14 protein-coding genes and 1 pseudogene are annotated in these 15,418 nt (G+C 64.5%); 10 read left to right on the top strand and 5 right to left on the bottom strand.

Annotated elements, in window-relative coordinates; translation table 11 throughout:
- The first annotated feature begins 16 nt into the window (after positions 1-16).
- A complete protein-coding gene (gene glyS, locus C7I85_RS10460; RefSeq protein WP_106723900.1) occupies positions 17-2,344 on the top strand; it encodes a glycine--tRNA ligase subunit beta in 2,328 nt (775 codons plus the stop codon).
- 82 nt (positions 2,345-2,426) lie between these two features.
- Here the strand turns inward: glyS and C7I85_RS10455 are convergent, their stop codons facing one another.
- Positions 2,427-2,699 (bottom strand): hypothetical protein, encoded by a 273-nt coding sequence (locus C7I85_RS10455; RefSeq protein ID WP_106723899.1) that lies wholly within the window; start codon positions 2,697-2,699, stop codon positions 2,427-2,429.
- Between the two features lie 210 nt (positions 2,700-2,909).
- Here C7I85_RS10455 and C7I85_RS10450 point away from each other — a divergent pair, with 210 nt between their 5' ends.
- The 3 genes from C7I85_RS10450 to C7I85_RS10440 all read left to right on the top strand — a co-directional run bounded on the left by C7I85_RS10450 (position 2,910) and on the right by C7I85_RS10440 (position 6,072).
- Positions 2,910-3,839 carry an L-threonylcarbamoyladenylate synthase gene (locus tag C7I85_RS10450; protein WP_181257148.1) on the top strand — a complete coding sequence of 310 codons (930 nt, stop codon included), beginning with the start codon at positions 2,910-2,912 and terminating at the stop codon, positions 3,837-3,839.
- A gap of 23 nt (positions 3,840-3,862) precedes the next feature.
- A complete protein-coding gene (locus C7I85_RS10445; RefSeq protein WP_106723897.1) occupies positions 3,863-5,293 on the top strand; it encodes an FAD-binding oxidoreductase in 1,431 nt (476 codons plus the stop codon).
- 212 nt (positions 5,294-5,505) lie between these two features.
- Entirely contained in the window at positions 5,506-6,072 is a 567-nt protein-coding gene (locus tag C7I85_RS10440; protein WP_106723896.1) for a DUF6101 family protein, read from the top strand.
- A gap of 100 nt (positions 6,073-6,172) precedes the next feature.
- Here the strand turns inward: C7I85_RS10440 and ubiA are convergent, their stop codons facing one another.
- Entirely contained in the window at positions 6,173-7,156 is a 984-nt protein-coding gene (gene ubiA, locus C7I85_RS10435) for a 4-hydroxybenzoate octaprenyltransferase (RefSeq protein ID WP_106723895.1), read from the bottom strand.
- Positions 7,157-7,293: 137 nt separating this feature from the next.
- Here ubiA and purD point away from each other — a divergent pair, with 137 nt between their 5' ends.
- Together purD and arsC are read left to right on the top strand one after the other, a co-directional pair.
- Positions 7,294-8,565 (top strand): phosphoribosylamine--glycine ligase, encoded by a 1,272-nt coding sequence (gene purD / locus C7I85_RS10430; protein ID WP_106723894.1) that lies wholly within the window; start codon positions 7,294-7,296, stop codon positions 8,563-8,565.
- Positions 8,565-8,973 (top strand): annotated as a pseudogene (gene arsC, locus C7I85_RS10425) (arsenate reductase (glutaredoxin)). Before purD ends, arsC begins: the two are co-directional and overlap by 1 nt.
- A 2-nt stretch (positions 8,974-8,975) precedes the next feature.
- On the opposite strand, the gene C7I85_RS10420 reads toward arsC, so the two are convergent.
- Positions 8,976-10,124, bottom strand: a complete 1,149-nt coding sequence (locus tag C7I85_RS10420) for a glycoside hydrolase family 25 protein (protein ID WP_106723893.1) — start codon at positions 10,122-10,124, stop codon at positions 8,976-8,978.
- Between the two features lie 484 nt (positions 10,125-10,608).
- Here C7I85_RS10420 and C7I85_RS10410 point away from each other — a divergent pair, with 484 nt between their 5' ends.
- Positions 10,609-12,384, top strand: coding sequence for an acyl-CoA dehydrogenase family protein (locus C7I85_RS10410; protein WP_106723892.1), 1,776 nt, complete (start codon positions 10,609-10,611; stop codon positions 12,382-12,384).
- A gap of 22 nt (positions 12,385-12,406) precedes the next feature.
- Positions 12,407-13,168, top strand: a complete 762-nt coding sequence (locus C7I85_RS10405; protein ID WP_428832843.1) for a crotonase/enoyl-CoA hydratase family protein — start codon at positions 12,407-12,409, stop codon at positions 13,166-13,168.
- A gap of 59 nt (positions 13,169-13,227) precedes the next feature.
- Here the strand turns inward: C7I85_RS10405 and C7I85_RS10400 are convergent, their stop codons facing one another.
- Complete coding sequence (locus C7I85_RS10400; protein WP_106723891.1) at positions 13,228-13,686, bottom strand: BA14K family protein; 459 nt, start codon at positions 13,684-13,686, stop codon at positions 13,228-13,230.
- A 68-nt stretch (positions 13,687-13,754) separates the two neighbouring features.
- Between C7I85_RS10400 and C7I85_RS10395 the strand changes: the two genes are divergently transcribed.
- Positions 13,755-14,231, top strand: a complete 477-nt coding sequence (locus tag C7I85_RS10395) for a VOC family protein (protein WP_245444878.1) — start codon at positions 13,755-13,757, stop codon at positions 14,229-14,231.
- A gap of 41 nt (positions 14,232-14,272) precedes the next feature.
- On the opposite strand, the gene pdxH is transcribed toward C7I85_RS10395, so the two are convergent.
- The gene (pdxH, locus tag C7I85_RS10390; protein WP_106723890.1) at positions 14,273-14,890 is read right to left on the bottom strand and encodes a pyridoxamine 5'-phosphate oxidase; all 618 of its coding nucleotides are present in this window, start codon (positions 14,888-14,890) and stop codon (positions 14,273-14,275) included.
- Positions 14,891-14,964: 74 nt separating this feature from the next.
- Here pdxH and C7I85_RS10385 point away from each other — a divergent pair, with 74 nt between their 5' ends.
- Positions 14,965-15,402 (top strand): RT0821/Lpp0805 family surface protein, encoded by a 438-nt coding sequence (locus C7I85_RS10385; RefSeq protein WP_245444877.1) that lies wholly within the window; start codon positions 14,965-14,967, stop codon positions 15,400-15,402.
- Positions 15,403-15,418: the final 16 nt, after the last annotated feature.

Below are 15,418 nucleotides of genomic sequence, written 5' to 3'. Positions count from 1 at the left end.
GGGCGGAGACACTTTGATGCCTGACCTTCTGCTTGAACTTCGTTCCGAGGAAATCCCCGCCCGCATGCAGCGCAAGGCGGCGGGCGACCTGAAGAAGATGATCACCGACGGCCTGGTGGAAGCGGGCCTCACCTACGAGGCGGCACGCGAATACTGGACGCCGCGCCGGCTGACGCTGGACATTCGCGGCATGACCCCGCGCTCCAAGGACGTGCACGAGGAAAAGAAGGGCCCGAGTACCAAGGCCCCGCAGCAGGCCATCGACGGCTTCCTGCGCTCTGCTGGCCTGACCGACATCTCGCAGGCGCATGTGCACACCGACCCGAAGAAGGGCGATTTCTACGTCGCCCATATCTCGAAGCCCGGCCGTGCGGCGGAAGAGATCATCGCCGAACTGGTGCCGAACGTCATCCGCGCCTTTCCCTGGCCGAAGTCGATGCGCTGGGGCGCGGCGTCCGGCCCGAAGGGCGTGAGATATAACGGCACCGAGGGCCGCGGCGGCGAAACGCTGCGCTGGGTGCGCCCGCTGCAGACCATCGTCTGCACTTTCGGGCCTGAGACCGAAGAACCGGTGGTGGTCGATTTCGAGATCGACGGCATCCGCTCCGGCAATGTCACCTACGGCCACCGCTTCCATGCGCCGGGCGCCATCACCGTGCGTCGCTTCGGCGACTATGTCGCCAAGCTCGAGGCTGCCAAGGTGGTGCTGGATGCCGACCGCCGCAAGGAGATGATCCTCGCCGACGCCAAGAACCTGGCTTTCGCCAACGGCTTCGATCTAGTCGAGGACGAAGGCCTGCTGGAAGAGGTGTCGGGGCTGGTGGAATGGCCCGTCGTGCTGATGGGCGAGTTCGAGCAGGACTTTTTGGCCATCCCGGCCGAAGTCATCCGCCTCACCATCCGCGCCAACCAGAAATGTTTCGTCACGCGCCCGCATGGCGAGGCAGAGGCCCTTTCCAACCGTTTTGTCCTGGTCGCCAATATCGAAGCCAAGGACGGCGGCAAGGAGATCGCCCACGGCAATGGCAAGGTGGTGCGCGCGCGTCTTTCCGATGCGCTCTATTTCTGGACGACCGACCAGCACGACCTGCCGGACCTCAACCAGCTTGCGGATTCGGCAGCGAAGTTCGGCCTCGATCTGAAGAAGCCGCTCGACCAGCGCATGGCCCGTCTCGACCATCTCGGCGTGACCTTCCATGCCAAGCTCGGCACGCAGGGCCAGCGCGTGGACCGCATCCGCCGTCTGGCGCGCGAGATTGCGCCGATCGTCGGGGCCGACGCAGGTCTGGCAGAGCGCGCAGCACTGCTGGCCAAGGCCGATCTGCAGACAGAGGTCGTCGGCGAGTTCCCTGAACTGCAAGGCGCCATGGGCCACAAATATGCGTTGCTGCAGGGCGAAAACCCGTCGGTCGCAGCCGCAATCGAGGAACACTACAAGCCGCAGGGCCCGTCCGACCGCGTGCCGACCGACCCAGTTTCGGTGGCCGTGGCGCTGGCCGACAAGCTCGACACGCTGGTGGGTTTTTGGGCCATCGACGAAAAGCCGACGGGCTCCAAGGACCCCTATGCGCTGCGCCGGGCGGCGCTCGGCGTCATCCGCCTCGTGCTGTCGAAGGAATGGACGGTCGAGCTTTCGACGCTCATCGCGTCGGCCTTCGCCGGGCATGACGAGCCGCGCATCCAGAAGCTGCTCGACGAATACGAGGCCAAGCTTGCGGGACAGAGGTCGGGCGATGTCGATGGCCAGGAAGACCTCGACAACGCGATCGCCGGCTACGAAAAGCGCATCCGCGAGGAAGCTGCCGAAAAGGCCAAGCCGCTGGGCGCGGACCTGCTGTTGTTCTTCCACGAGCGGCTGAAGGTGTATCTGCGCGATCTCGGCGCCCGCTACGACCTCATCGACTCTGTGGTCACGCCGGAAGCCGACAACCTGCTCCTGCTGACCCGCCGGGTCGAGGCGCTGGTGGTCTTCCTCAACACCGAGGACGGCAAGAACCTTCTGGCCGGCACCAAGCGCGCGGCCAACATTCTTGCTGCCGAGGAGAAGAAGGGCACCCGCATCGGCGATGGCGTCGAGCAGTCGCTGTTGCGCGAAGAGGCCGAGCACAAGCTGTTCGCGGCAGTGAATCACGCCGAGAAGGAAGCCGCGCAAGCCATTCGTGGCACTGACTTTTCCGGCGCCATGCTGGCGCTCAGCGTGCTGCGCGAGCCGGTGGATACGTTCTTCGACAAGGTGCTCGTCAACGACGAGGATCTCGACGTGCGCGCCAACCGTCTGGCGCTGCTGTCGCGCATCCGCACGGCGACGGGCGAGGTCGCCGACTTCTCCAAGATCGCCGGCTGAGGCTATCTGGAGCTCTAAAGCGAAACCGCCTCGGACTCTCGAAGGAGAGTCCGAGGCGGAATTTTTTTGGCTGGCGAGAAACTTACTTCGCGCTGGCTACTGTGCCGCCGCGGATCATGACAGGCTGCGGCTCGAATTTTCGACGCGAGGCCTGCTGTGCACCGACCGACGAGACCTGTTCATCGCTGACGGCCGGCTCGCCGAGCACGATCATGGATGGGTGCTGAATCGTCTGCCCGCCCAGCACGATCATCGAAGGGGCGGGAGCATCAAGTGCAGGAAGTTCCTGCAATGATCCGGCCTCGGCGGCCGAAGCCGTCAAAGTTGCCGCGACAAGGATAGCTGCGATGCGCATGGCTCAATCCCCCATTTGCCTGCCACGCTCATAGCGCACGATGGCTTGACGGAGGCTTGAGCCGACATTCGGCATTTTAGCGACTGGCAAATTATCGACTGGCAAAATCCCCGGCCTGGCACTTGCCGCGACGGGCCTGCGGTTATAGGCATGCGACGACCAACGAAGAGATCGTCGCAAGTGGCGGAAATCCTTATGGGCAATCAGGCGATGGAACGGGCGCTGGCGCTGCTGGCGGCCGGCGAGGTCGTCGCCATCCCCACCGAGACCGTCTACGGCCTGGCGGGCGACGCCACCAATGGCCAAGCCGTGGCGCGCATCTTCGAGACCAAGGGCCGGCCGCACTTCAACCCGCTGATCGCGCATGTCGCCTCGATGGCGATGGCCGAGACGATTGCCGAATTCGACCCGCTGTCGCGCAGGCTGGCCGAGGCTTTTTGGCCCGGCCCGCTGACGCTGGTGCTGCCGCACCGCGCTGGCAGCAACATCCACCCGCTGGTGACGGCCGGGCTCGACACGATCGCGCTGCGCATGCCGCGCGGCTTCGGCTCAGACCTCATAGCCGCGCTGGGTCGGCCGTTGGCCGCGCCGAGCGCCAATTCGTCGGGCAAGATCAGCGGCACCACGGCTGAAGCCGTCGACGCCGATCTGGGCGGGCGCATCAAGCTGGTGGTCGATGGCGGGGCGACGCAGGTCGGCCTGGAATCGACCATCGTCAAGGCCGAGGACGGGGAACTGCGGCTGCTCAGGCCCGGCGGCATTTCGGCCGAGGAGATCGAGGCGGTCGCGGGCACAAAACTGCTGCGCAACAACGATGCGGGCATCGAGGCGCCGGGCATGATGCTGTCGCACTATGCGCCGGGGGCTGCGATGCGGCTCAATGTGTCGACGCTCGAACCCGGCGAGGCGTTGCTGGGCTTTGGGCCGACGCGCGCGGCAGGGGCGGCCAACGCGGCGGCCTTCCTGAACCTTTCGGAGACCGGCGACCTGCGCGAGGCGGCAAGCAATTTGTTCTCGCATATGCAGGCGCTGGACCGCTCGGGCGCCAGGACGATTGCCGTGGAGCCCGTGCCGTATGACGGATTGGGCGAAGCGATCAACGACCGGCTCGCGCGTGCTGCTGCTCCACGCGACAGTTGAAACTTCTAACCTAAATATTGGTCATGACTCACAATTCGACGCCTCTTGATCCCGCCTTGCTCGACCGCTTCGTGGGGCTGGTCGGCGAGCGCCATGCTCTGCGCGAGGCGGCGGACATCGAGCCCTATGTCACCGAACGGCGCGGTCGTTATCCGGGCGTCACGCCGCTTGTGCTGCGTCCTGGCAGCGTGGACGAGGTGAGCCGCATCATGAAGCTCGCCACCGAAACGGGCACAGCTATCGTGCCGCAGGGCGGCAATACCGGGCTGGTCGGCGCGCAGGTGCCGGATCGCTCGGGCACGCAGATTGTGCTGTCGCTGTCGCGGCTCAGCCGCATCCGCGAGATCGATACGCTGTCGAATACGGCGACCGTCGAGGCCGGCGTGATTTTGGAAAAGCTGCACCAAGCGGCCGATGCCGCGGGCCGGCTGTTTCCGCTTTCGCTCGGCTCGCAGGGCTCGTGCGAGATCGGCGGTAATTTGTCTTCCAATGCCGGCGGCACCGGCGTGCTGGCTTATGGCAATGCGCGCGAGCTGTGCCTGGGCGTGGAGGTCGTACTGCCCACCGGCGAGGTGTTCGACGATCTGCGCAAGCTGAAGAAGGACAACACCGGCTACGACCTGAAGGACCTCTTCGTCGGCGCCGAAGGCACGCTCGGAGTCATCACCGCGGCCGTCCTAAAACTGTTTCCGAAGCCGAAGGGCAGGGAAGCGGCTTGGGTCGGGCTGTCCTCGCCGGAAGCAGCACTTGAGCTGTTCAGCCGCGCGACCGACCAGGCTGGCAGCGGCCTGACCGCCTTCGAGCTCATCTCCGACATGGTGCTGGGCTTTGCCGTGCGCAACGTGCCCGACACCACGCGCCCGCTGCAGAGCGAATGGCCCTGGCATGTGCTGATCGAGATCTCATCCGGCCGCTCGGCGGAAGATGCGCGGCAGTTGATGGAGGAGGTGCTGACCTCGGGCTTCGAGGCGGAGCTGGTGGGGGATGCGGTGATCGCCGCAAATCTTGCCCAGGCCGGCGCTTTCTGGCGACTGCGCGAAAGCCTGTCGGACTCGCAGCGCCCCGAGGGCGGTTCGATCAAGCACGACATTTCCGTGCCGGTGGTTTCCATACCCGCTTTCATCGAGCGAGCGGGCCATGCGGTGGTTTCCATCTGCCCCGAGGCGCGCATCGCCTGCTTCGGCCACATGGGCGACGGCAATTTGCACTACAACATCTCGCAGCCGGCGGGCGGCGATACGACTGCGTTCCTCGATCTCTATCCGGTCATGAACAAGGCCGTGCACGACATCGTGCGCGAGATGAACGGCTCGATCTCGGCCGAGCACGGCATCGGCCAGATGAAGCGTGAGGAACTGATCGCCACCACCCAGCCCATAGCTATCGACCTCATGCGCCGCGTGAAGAAGGCATTCGATCCGGCGGGGATCATGAATCCTGGCAAGGTTATCTGAAGGCTTTCTTCACCGCTTCTTCAGACAGGTTTACAACATCTTGTAGCTGTTCGGAATCCGATAACCATCTGGTAGATCAGCAAAATTTAACCGACTTTCTTAAGCGGGCCGGTAAGGAGCTCGAGCTAGTGTCCTTCGCATAACGAGACCGGGAAAACCGGTTCGGAGAGACCGGAACACCGGCTCTCAGGAGTAACAGGAAGGCACACATAATGAGCACCGGACTGAAGCCAGTCTGGGCGGGACGCAACATGCGTCTCGACCCGTTCCGCTTGCCCCAGATGGTCAGCTACGCCACGAGCGACGAGTTCGGCGACGTCGTCTTCAGCATCGATCCGCGCGGCGCGACGGTGCGGCGCGTCCTGCAGAACAGCGGCCTGCCGGCCACGGTGGTTCTGCCGGCGACGGCTTTCCGCGGCATTGCGGCCCGGGCGATCGAGGACAATCTGCTCAACGTCACGGTGACGCTCGAATTGCTGCACAACGACCCGCAGCTTTCGGTGCCGCTGCTGGTGGCCGACAACCTCGAAGACGTGGCTGCCGACTGGCGCGCCTGGGCGGAAGCCTATCGCCTGCCGATGCTGCTGATCGAAGCGGACGGCGTGGCCCGCACGCTGGAGGAGTCGCTCGGCGCGGCAATCAAGACCATGCCGTCTCAGGACCGCCGCAAGGGCCGCCCGACGGCCACGCGCCGCTCGCGCTTCCAGGCGCGCCGCAAGTCCGGCAATCTCGGCCTGCGACTGGTCATCGGCGGCGAGGAAATCATCGCGCGGCAATAGGCGACCGAAGTTCTTGGGTTCTTTGCCGTCCACGGGCCAGCTTGTGGGCGGCGAAGGCCGTTGGTCGTTGGAGAATTCTCGAATTGCCCGGCCTGCTCGCTCAAACCAGCGGCTTAAGCGAGATCCACAAAGCACCGCCGATCAGGCCGAGGAAGATCAGCCAGCCGACGGTTCCGTTCGACTTGAACAGTTTCAGGCACTGGTCCGGGTCGTTGATGTCGAGCACCCGGATCTGGCGCGCCATATGCGCGCCCGCGGCCACCAACCCTGCCAGCGCCGGCATCGGCACTTCGGCGGACGCGAAGGCGAGCGCAAAGCAGATCAGCGCGCCGCCATAGAGCCCCACCAGCCACATCTTGGTGTTTTCGCCGAACAGGCGCGCAGTGGAGCGCACGCCCACCAGCGCGTCGTCTTCCTTGTCCTGATGGGCGTAGATGGTGTCGTAGCCGATCACCCACATGATCGAGCCGATGTAGAGCAGGATCGGCGCGGCTTCGAGATCGGCGAACTCGGACGCCCAGCCCATCAGCGCGCCCCAGGAAAAGGCAAGGCCGAGAACGAATTGCGGCCAGTCGGTGATTCTCTTCATGAAGGGGTAGGCGGCCACGATCACCAGCGAGGAGAGCCCGAGCAGGATCGAGAAGCTGTTGAATTGCAGCAGCACGGCAAGCCCCACCAGCGCCTGCGCTACAAGGAACGCCCAGGCCTGTTTGCGGCTGACCTGGCCCGACGGCAGCGGGCGTGAACGGGTGCGCTCGACCTCGGCATCGATCCTTTCGTCGACGATGTCGTTATAGGTGCAGCCGGCGCCGCGCATGGCGATCGCGCCGACCAGGAACAGGAAGAGGAACCAGGGATTTGGCAGCAGAGTCAGCAGCGGGTCTTCCGGCCGCCCGAAGGCGACGGCGCCAAGTGCTGCCGACCACCAGCACGGCCAAAGAAGCAGTATCCAGCCGATGGGCCGGTCCCAGCGCGCGAGCTGTGCGTAGGGCCATACCCGGCGGGGTAGAACCCGATAGACCCAATGACCGCTCGGCGCGTCGGCAACGCGGCCTTGCGCCTCTTTCGACTGAATGTTTTCCATGTGCTTGAGGTGACAGCAGTGGGAACGCTCGTCAAGACGATGATTTATCCTTGATAACCGGCCTTGACGGTTGACCGCGCGGCGCGCGCGCCATACCGGAAACCGCAACGGACTGGTCCAGCAGGGAGCGCGATGGCATGAATGTTCTTCTGATTGGTTCGGGCGGCCGCGAACATGCTCTGGCATGGAAGCTGGCGGCCTCGCCGATGCTGACCAAGCTCTATGCCGCGCCGGGCAATCCGGGCATTGCCCGCGAGGCGGAGATCGTGGCCCTCGACGTCAACGATCATGTGGCGGTTGCCGCCTTCTGCAAGGACAAGGCCATCGACCTGGTCGTTGTCGGGCCGGAAGCGCCGCTCGTCGCCGGCCTCGGCGACGAATTGCGCGCCGCGGGCATCCGCGTCTTCGGCCCCTCTGCCAAGGCTGCGCAGCTAGAAGGCTCGAAAGGCTTCACCAAGGATCTCTGCCGCAAATACAACATCCCCACCGCCGCTTATGAGCGCTTCGGCAACGCGGCCGACGCCAGGGCCTATGTCGAGAAGATGGGCGCGCCGATCGTGGTCAAGGCCGACGGGCTCGCTGCCGGCAAGGGCGTGACGGTGGCGATGACGCTTGATGAAGCGCTGGACGCCGTGGACGCTTGTTTCGAAGGTGGCTTCGGCGCCGCCGGCGCCGAAGTGGTGATCGAGGAATTCTTGACCGGCGAGGAGGCGAGCTTCTTCTGCCTCTGCGACGGCAAGACCGCGCTGCCCTTCGGCACGGCGCAGGACCATAAACGCGTGGGCGAGGGCGACACCGGCCCGAACACCGGCGGCATGGGCGCCTATTCGCCCGCGCCGGTGATGACGCCGGAACTGATCGAGCGCACCATGCGCGAGATCATCGAGCCGACAATGCGCGGCATGGCCGAGATGGGCATGCCGTTTTCGGGTGTCCTATTCGCCGGCCTGATGATCAATGAAAAGGGCCCGCAGCTCATCGAATACAATGTCCGCTTCGGCGACCCCGAATGCCAGGTGCTGATGATGCGCCTGAAGGACGATCTTCTGGTTCTGCTTAACGCCGTGGCCGACGGCCAGCTTTCGCACATGTCGGCGCGCTGGCGCGACGAGGCCGCGCTGACCGTGGTGATGGCGTCGAAGGGCTATCCGGGCACGCCGATGAAGGGCACGATCATCCGCGGCCTCGACAAGGCGCCCGAGGGCGTGGAAATCTTCCATGCCGGCACGGCCGAGGAAGATGGCGAGATCGTCGCCGCCGGCGGACGCGTGCTGAATGTGACCGCCACGGGCAGGACAGTGACAGAAGCGCAGCGCAAGGCCTATGAGGCGGTGGATGTCATCGACTGGCCGGAGGGCTTTTGCCGCCGCGATATTGGCTGGCGCGCTGTCGAACGGGAGCAGGAATGATGACCGTTACGATCTACCACAATCCAAAATGCGGCACCTCGCGCAACGCATTGGCCATGATCCGCGCGTCGGGCGAGGAACCGGAGGTCATCGAATATCTGCAGACCCCGCCATCGCGCGAGCGGCTGGTGGAACTGCTCGGCCTGATGCAGATGAAGCCGCGCGATCTCCTGCGCCGTAAGGGCACGCCCTATGACGAGCTCGGCCTTGCCGATCCGAAGTGGAGCGACGACGAGCTGATCGACTTCATGCTCGCTCACCCGATCCTGATCGAGCGACCCATCGTTGTGTCGGAAAAGGGCGCGGTGCTGGCGCGGCCCTTCGGAGAAGGTTCTGGACGTGCTGCCCAATCCCGATATCGGCGTCTTCACCAAGGAAGACGGCGAGATCGTCGGCCGGAAGGCCTAACCCTAAAGTCTGTCCGCCTTGGGCGGCGTCGCGCCCGACACGGTCGGGTCGAGCCCGGGCGGCAGTTCCTGCCCGCCCAGCGACCATTCGACCATGCGGTCCCGAAGCGAGGACACATAGTTGCCGAACCGGGAGAGGAGGCTGCCTTCGGGCAAGGCCAGCAGGTCGGGAAGCGGGACCTCCGCTTCCGTGTGGCCGGGCTTGGCGGCATGCTTTCCGCTGAGCGCGCTTTCAAGTGCCGCGAGCGGCCCGCTCTGCGGGGCCGAGGCATAGGCCATGGTCGTGTCGCCGTTGGCCGCGACCTCGCGGCCGGCCGGCGCCTTGGCGATCAGATCCTCGCGTATGTCGTGCAGCTTGCCGAAGGGCCAGGCGCTGCGCAGCTCGTCCGGGTTCATCGAGGCGACGTTCACATCGATGTCGGTTGGCGTTCCCGGCACGCGGTAGGGACAGCTCTTGGCGTTGCAATTGGCGCGCGCGGCAAACTGCCAGAGCGTGTAGCTCTGCCAGTTGCCCTTCGGGAAGTGAGGGCCGATCTCCTGCTTGTAACGGGCATACCAGAGCGGCAGGCGCGACAGCAGCGGATATTTTCCGCGGTTTTCGGCGATGTACTGGGCCGTGCTGCCATTGGTGTAAAGGATCGGGTAGCGGCCGGTGCGGCTCTGGATATGGCGCACGAACTGCTCGGCGTCCTCCAGCGACATCCACTTCTTGGGGTCGTTCTCTTCGATGTCGATGGCCATCAGGTCGTCGGGACCGGGTTGGGCGAAGTCGAGGAAGTTGTTGGCCTGGTCTATGGGATTGCCGGGGCGGGCGAGGTGATAGGCACCCCATTTCAGCCCCAGCGCCTTGGCCATGGCGCGGCGCGTCTGGTAGAGCTCGCGCGTGACCGCATGGCGCCTCCACAGCGCCTTGCAGAGCCTCACCTCGGTTTCGTCGCCCTTGCACGAATAGGCCGGCGCAAGGCCGTCCGAGGCCTTGTTAATGAAGCCGACGATGCGCTTGTCGGTGACGAGCTTGTCCCAGTCGATGGGATTGTACTCGTAGGCGTCGATGATCAGCGCGCGGTCGGGGTTCTTCCACGGCTGGGAGAAATCCGACGCGCTGGCGGGCATCAAATGCAGTGCAAGCGCTGCGCCCAGCGCTGCCAGCATGCGTCGACAGTGATGTAGACGTATTGGGTTCAATGCAGGTTTTCCCGCGGAGTAAGCAGTGGTTCCGCTCTCTTATAGTTAACGAAGTGCTGAAATTGTGACTTCAGCGGCCGAACATCGGCTCGAACGGATCCAGCGCCGCATTTGTCGCCAAGGTTCCTTCGGCTTCACGACGGCGAAAATGCGCCAAGGAACATTTGGGCGAGCACAATATGCCCTGGTCGGACCAGTAGTGGACCATGCACAATGTTGCCCTGATGATACCAGAAACCAGCCGAGCCATGCGGCGTGCCGCATTCTACTCAGGGGCGGGTTTCGGGTCTGGCGAGCATTCAAGGGTTCCTTTCAAGCCATAGGTAGGAGTGCCCGAAACCCTGTACAACACCTGCGTCAAATTTGACGTTTACGTCAAAAGCAAGTGGCGCTCCGAAGACATTTCCGTTTAATCTACGGACCTCAAATCCTGATCAGGAGGACCGGCCAGATGTACCGCGCACCCGTCGAGGAAATCTCGTTCACGCTCAAGCATGTGGCCGGACTGAAGCCGGCGATCGAGGAGGGCGTGTTCGGCGACCTCAGCGAGGACCTTGCCGACGCAATCCTGCACGAGGCCGGACGCTTCGCATCCGAAGAGGTGGCGCCGCTGCGCGAGATCGGCGACCGCCACGGCGCGGTGCTGAAGGACGCGGCCGTGACCACGCCGCCGGGCTGGACGGAGCTTTATGCGCGGTGGCGCGAGGGCGGCTGGAATGCGCTGCAGGCGCCGGAGGAATTCGGCGGGCAGGGCCTGCCGGCGATGCTGGGCGTCGCGGCGCTGGAGATGTGGAACTCGGCTTCAATGGCCTTCGGCATCGGCCCGACGCTGACCATGGGCGCGGTCGAGGCGGTGCACAAGCATGCCTCGGAGGAACTCAAGCGCATCTATCTGGAAAAGCTCGTCTCGGGCGAGTGGATGGGCACCATGAACCTGACCGAGCCGCAGGCAGGCTCCGACCTCGCCGCGCTGCGCACGCGCGCCGAGCGGGCCGGCGACGGCACCTACCGCATCTTCGGCCAGAAGATTTTCATTACCTATGGCGAGCACGATTTCACCGACAACATCGTGCATCTGGTGCTGGCGCGGCTGCCCGATGCGCCGGCCGGCACGCGCGGCATCTCGCTGTTCCTGGTGCCCAAATTCCTGGTCAATGAGGACGGCTCGCTGGGCGCTCGCAACGACGCGTTCTGCTCGGGCCTCGAGCACAAGCTCGGCATCCACGCCTCGCCCACCTGCACCATGATCTTCGGCGACGGCTTCGCCAAGGATCGCGAGCCGGGAGCCATCGGCTGGCTGATCGGCGAGGAGAACCGGGGGCTGGCCTGCATGTTCACCATGATGAACAATGCCCGCCTTGCCGTCGGTATCCAGGGGGTGGCGGTGGCCGAGGCGGCCTTCCAGAAGGCGCTGGCCTATGCCAACGAGCGTCGGCAGGGCAAGGCGCCGGGCTACGCCGGCGACGGCATGGCGCCCATCGTCTACCATCCTGACGTGCAGCGGAACCTGTTGTCGATGAAGGCGCTGACGCAGGCTGCCCGTGCCATCTGCTATTCATGCGCACATGCCACCGACCGTGCCCGCGCCGGCGGCGACGATGCCCAGCAGTGGCAGGAGCGCGCCAACCTGTTGACGCCGATCGCCAAGGCTTTTTCGACCGATGTCGGCGTCGATGTCGCCTCCCTCGGCGTGCAGGTGCATGGCGGCATGGGCTTCATCGAGGAGACGGGTGCCGCGCAACTGCTGCGCGACGCGCGAATAGCCCCGATCTATGAGGGCACTAATGGCATCCAGGCGATCGACCTGGTGACGCGCAAGCTGCCGCAGGGCGGCGGCGATCACATCTTCGGCTATATCGCCGAGCTGGGCGAGATCGTCGGCAATGTCCGTTCGTCCAATCTGGCGGATTTCGGTCGCACCGCGAACGAGCTGGATGACGCGCTCGACGACTTTTCCAGCGCCACTCGCTATCTGCAAAAGCTCCTGGCAGACGGCCGAATGGACGAGGCGCTGGCCGGCGCGACGCCTTATCTCAGGCTGTTCGCGCTCGCTGCCGGCGGTGCCTATCTGGCGCGAGCCGCGCTTGCGGACGGGAGCGAGGAGCGCCAGCTGCTCTGCCGCTTCTTTGCGGAAAACTTCCTCGGCGAGACGCAGCCGCTGAAGGAAAGCATCATCGAGGGATCTGCCAGCGTCGGCGCTGCCGGCAAGCTGCTGATTGCAGGCTGAACGGAAGAACGGGGAGGAAATCATGGCGGAGATGGCCGACGGTCACGTCATCATCGAGCGGCGCGGGGCGGTGCAGACGATCCGGATGAACCGTCCGGACAAGAAGAATGCGATCACCCGGGCCATGTATGCGGCGATGGCTGCCGCACTGCAGTCCGGCGATGCCGATCCCGAAATCCGCGCCCATGTCTTCTTCGGCGTACCGGGTGCCTTCTCGGCCGGCAACGACCTTGCCGACTTCATGGCGATCGCCATGGGTGGCGATGGCGGAGCGGAAGTGTGGGACTTTTTGCTGGCGCTCGCGCAGAGCGAAAAGCCGCTGCTTTCGGGTGTCGACGGCATCGCGGTCGGCATCGGCACGACACTGAACCTGCATTGCGACCTGACCTTTGCCACGCCGCGCACGGTGTTCAAGACGCCTTTCGTCGATCTCGGCCTGGTGCCGGAGGCAGGGTCCAGCCTGCTCGCGCCGGCCATCCTCGGTAGGCAGCAGGCTTTTGCAATGCTGGGGCTGGGCGAGGGCTTTTCGGCCGAGCGCGCCAAGGCGGCGGGACTGATCTACGATGTGGTGGCGGAGGATGTGCTTGAGGCGACCGTGCTGACGGCCGCCGAGGCGGTTGCCGCCAAGCCGCCGCAGGCGCTCAAGATCGCGCGTGACCTGATGCGCGCGCCGCGTGAGACGCTGGTCGCCCGCATCCGCGAAGAGGGCGAGCAATTTCGCGCACGTCTGAAGTCCGACGAGGCGAAGCAGGCGTTTGCCGCCTTCATGAGCCGCAAGAAGTAGCTCCAAAATCAAAGACCCCGCCGAAGCGGGGTCCTTCATCTACAGGCTGGCCTGCTGCATCAGCGCATATAGGGCGAGACGCACTGCTGGCGCGGGCCGTAATTGGGCTGGAACGTATTGTCCGAGGCGCGGTAGGACCGGTAGCGGTCGTAGCACCAGCGCAGATGGTCGTTGCGGCCCGGCCGGTATTCCGGAGCCGGCCGATAGGCCGGGGCCGGCTGGCTGGCGATCGCGCCGCCAATGATGGCGCCGGTGATGAAAGCCGCCGGCGGGAACCACCAGCCATTGTGCTCGCGCCAGCCCGGCCGGTGGTGCCGGTAACCGCGGTGGCCGTTGTAGTAATAGTCGTTGCCGCGGCGATAGAAATGGCGCGGTCCGTCCCGCACTTCCTGGATATCGCTCGTTCCTGCCTCAAGCTTGGGGAACATCACCGGCGCGGCGTTTGCCTCCAGCATGCTCGAAGCGATGGCGGTCACGGCCATGGCGGCTGCGCAAACGGTTAGCAAAAGCTTTTTCATAAGTACCTCATTCAGTTTTCCAAGCCCCGTGGTGCCAATCTGGCAGTTGGAACATGAACCTTAACTGAATGATTTCATTAAATTCTTGTAATCTTGGCCTGCATCGGCGAACTGCCGGACCTGCTAATCCCAGACGGCTCGAAGGGGGAATCGATATGGACGATCGAACATCGACGCAGATGGAGACAGGCCCGATTGCCGCCGTTCTGGTCCATGTCGCTGATGTCGAGGCGGGGATTCAATGGTATCAGCGAGCGTTCCCTGAGGCGGTTCTCGAGCGTCTGGAGGAATTCGATTTTGAGTTCCTCAACATCGGCTCGGTTTGCCTTGAAATAGTTCCAGCCGACGAAAAAGTGGGGGCCGGCGCTTGCGGATCGGTTGTCTACTGGCGAGTGGCCGATTTCGAGAAAGCTCTGGAGCATCTCAAAAGCGTCGGGGCAACGCTTTACCGAGGGCCACTGGAAATCCAGGACGGCCAGCTGATGTGCCAGGTGCGCGATCCGTGGGGGAACTGCATCGGGTTGCGGGGGCCGGTTCTGCGATAACGCCCGCCACTCGAAGACATTCGGGCACAGGCTGGGCGGCTCTACGGGTAGAGCCGATCCTTTTCCCAGCCGTCGTCGGCGTTGCGGCGGAACACGATGCGATCGTGCAGGCGGAAAGGGCGATCGTGCCAGAACTCGATGCTCTGCGGCACGATGCGGAAGCCCGACCAATAGGCAGGGCGCGGTATTTCGCCGATGGCGTAACGCGCGGTGTATTCGGCGACGGCCTTTTCCAGGGCGAAGCGGCTTTCGAGCGAGCGCGACTGCTTGGACGCCCAGGCGCCGATTCGGCTGCCGCGCGGGCGCGAGGCGAAATAGGCGTCGGCCTCGGCGTCACTAACCACTTCGACGCGACCGCGCACGCGCACCTGCCGGCGCAGCGACTTCCAATGGAAGCACATGGCCGCCTTCATGGTGGCGAGGATTTCCTGGCCCTTGGCGCTCTGGAAATTCGTATAGAAGACGAAACCTTGCTCATCGAAACCCTTGAGAAGCACCATGCGCACGTCCGGCAGGCCGTCGGTGTCGACGGTGGCGAGTGCCACGGCGCTGGGGTCATTCGGTTCGCTCATGCCAGCGTCTTCGAGCCAGGTCGCAAAAAGTCTGAAGGGTTCGGCGCTTTCGGTAAAGTCACCGCTTGTTAATGCTGACTCGGCCATACTATCCATCCGAAGTGATGTCGTTGGCTGGAGATTGCCTATTGTCGCGCACAGCGCAAGCGTGGAGAGACGGTTTGTCATGCCTTTTCCGGTCCGGCTGCCCGCAGGCGGCGACCTTGCTGGCTGCCGCCATCACGCTTTCCGCATGCGGTATCGGCGGCTTCAGCCTTGTGAAGGCCGAGGTCGACCGCTCGCTGCTGACCGGCGCCGTATCTTCCGGAACGCGTGCGCCGAGCGACTCCGAGCGGGTGTCGGACGAGGCCACCATCCGCAATGCCGTCTCGGCCGCCGATGTCACCACGCTCGACGGCACGGCGCTGGCCTGGGCCAATGCCGATACCGGTTCGCGCGGCGCCATCAGCAACCTGACCGAAAGCCGCAACAATGGCGCGCTGTGCCGCAAGTTCACCACCTCGCGCGAGAGCTATGACGGGGTTGGGCTTTACCATGGCGAGGTCTGCACGGCGGGCTCCGGCCTCTGGCGCATGATGAATTTCCAGCCGGCGCTCTGAACGTTCGCCGGCGTTC

The organism is Pseudaminobacter soli (ex Li et al. 2025), assembly GCF_003012705.1.
In the GTDB taxonomy this organism is placed as follows: Bacteria; Pseudomonadota; Alphaproteobacteria; order Rhizobiales; family Rhizobiaceae; genus Pseudaminobacter; species Pseudaminobacter soli.
This window is presented reverse-complemented; position numbering and strand designations above follow the sequence as displayed.

Coding starts and splice junctions, on each gene's coding strand:
- glyS (WP_106723900.1), top strand. CDS start 17: ATGCCTGACCTTCTGCTTGAACTTCGTTCCGAGGAAATCCCCGCCCGC.
- C7I85_RS10455 (WP_106723899.1), bottom strand. CDS start 2,699: ATGCGCATCGCAGCTATCCTTGTCGCGGCAACTTTGACGGCTTCGGCC.
- C7I85_RS10450 (WP_181257148.1), top strand. CDS start 2,910: ATGGAACGGGCGCTGGCGCTGCTGGCGGCCGGCGAGGTCGTCGCCATC.
- C7I85_RS10445 (WP_106723897.1), top strand. CDS start 3,863: ATGACTCACAATTCGACGCCTCTTGATCCCGCCTTGCTCGACCGCTTC.
- C7I85_RS10440 (WP_106723896.1), top strand. CDS start 5,506: ATGAGCACCGGACTGAAGCCAGTCTGGGCGGGACGCAACATGCGTCTC.
- ubiA (WP_106723895.1), bottom strand. CDS start 7,156: ATGGAAAACATTCAGTCGAAAGAGGCGCAAGGCCGCGTTGCCGACGCG.
- purD (WP_106723894.1), top strand. CDS start 7,294: ATGAATGTTCTTCTGATTGGTTCGGGCGGCCGCGAACATGCTCTGGCA.
- C7I85_RS10420 (WP_106723893.1), bottom strand. CDS start 10,124: ATGCTGGCAGCGCTGGGCGCAGCGCTTGCACTGCATTTGATGCCCGCC.
- C7I85_RS10410 (WP_106723892.1), top strand. CDS start 10,609: ATGTACCGCGCACCCGTCGAGGAAATCTCGTTCACGCTCAAGCATGTG.
- C7I85_RS10405 (WP_428832843.1), top strand. CDS start 12,407: ATGGCGGAGATGGCCGACGGTCACGTCATCATCGAGCGGCGCGGGGCG.
- C7I85_RS10400 (WP_106723891.1), bottom strand. CDS start 13,686: ATGAAAAAGCTTTTGCTAACCGTTTGCGCAGCCGCCATGGCCGTGACC.
- C7I85_RS10395 (WP_245444878.1), top strand. CDS start 13,755: ATGATTTCATTAAATTCTTGTAATCTTGGCCTGCATCGGCGAACTGCC.
- pdxH (WP_106723890.1), bottom strand. CDS start 14,890: ATGGCCGAGTCAGCATTAACAAGCGGTGACTTTACCGAAAGCGCCGAA.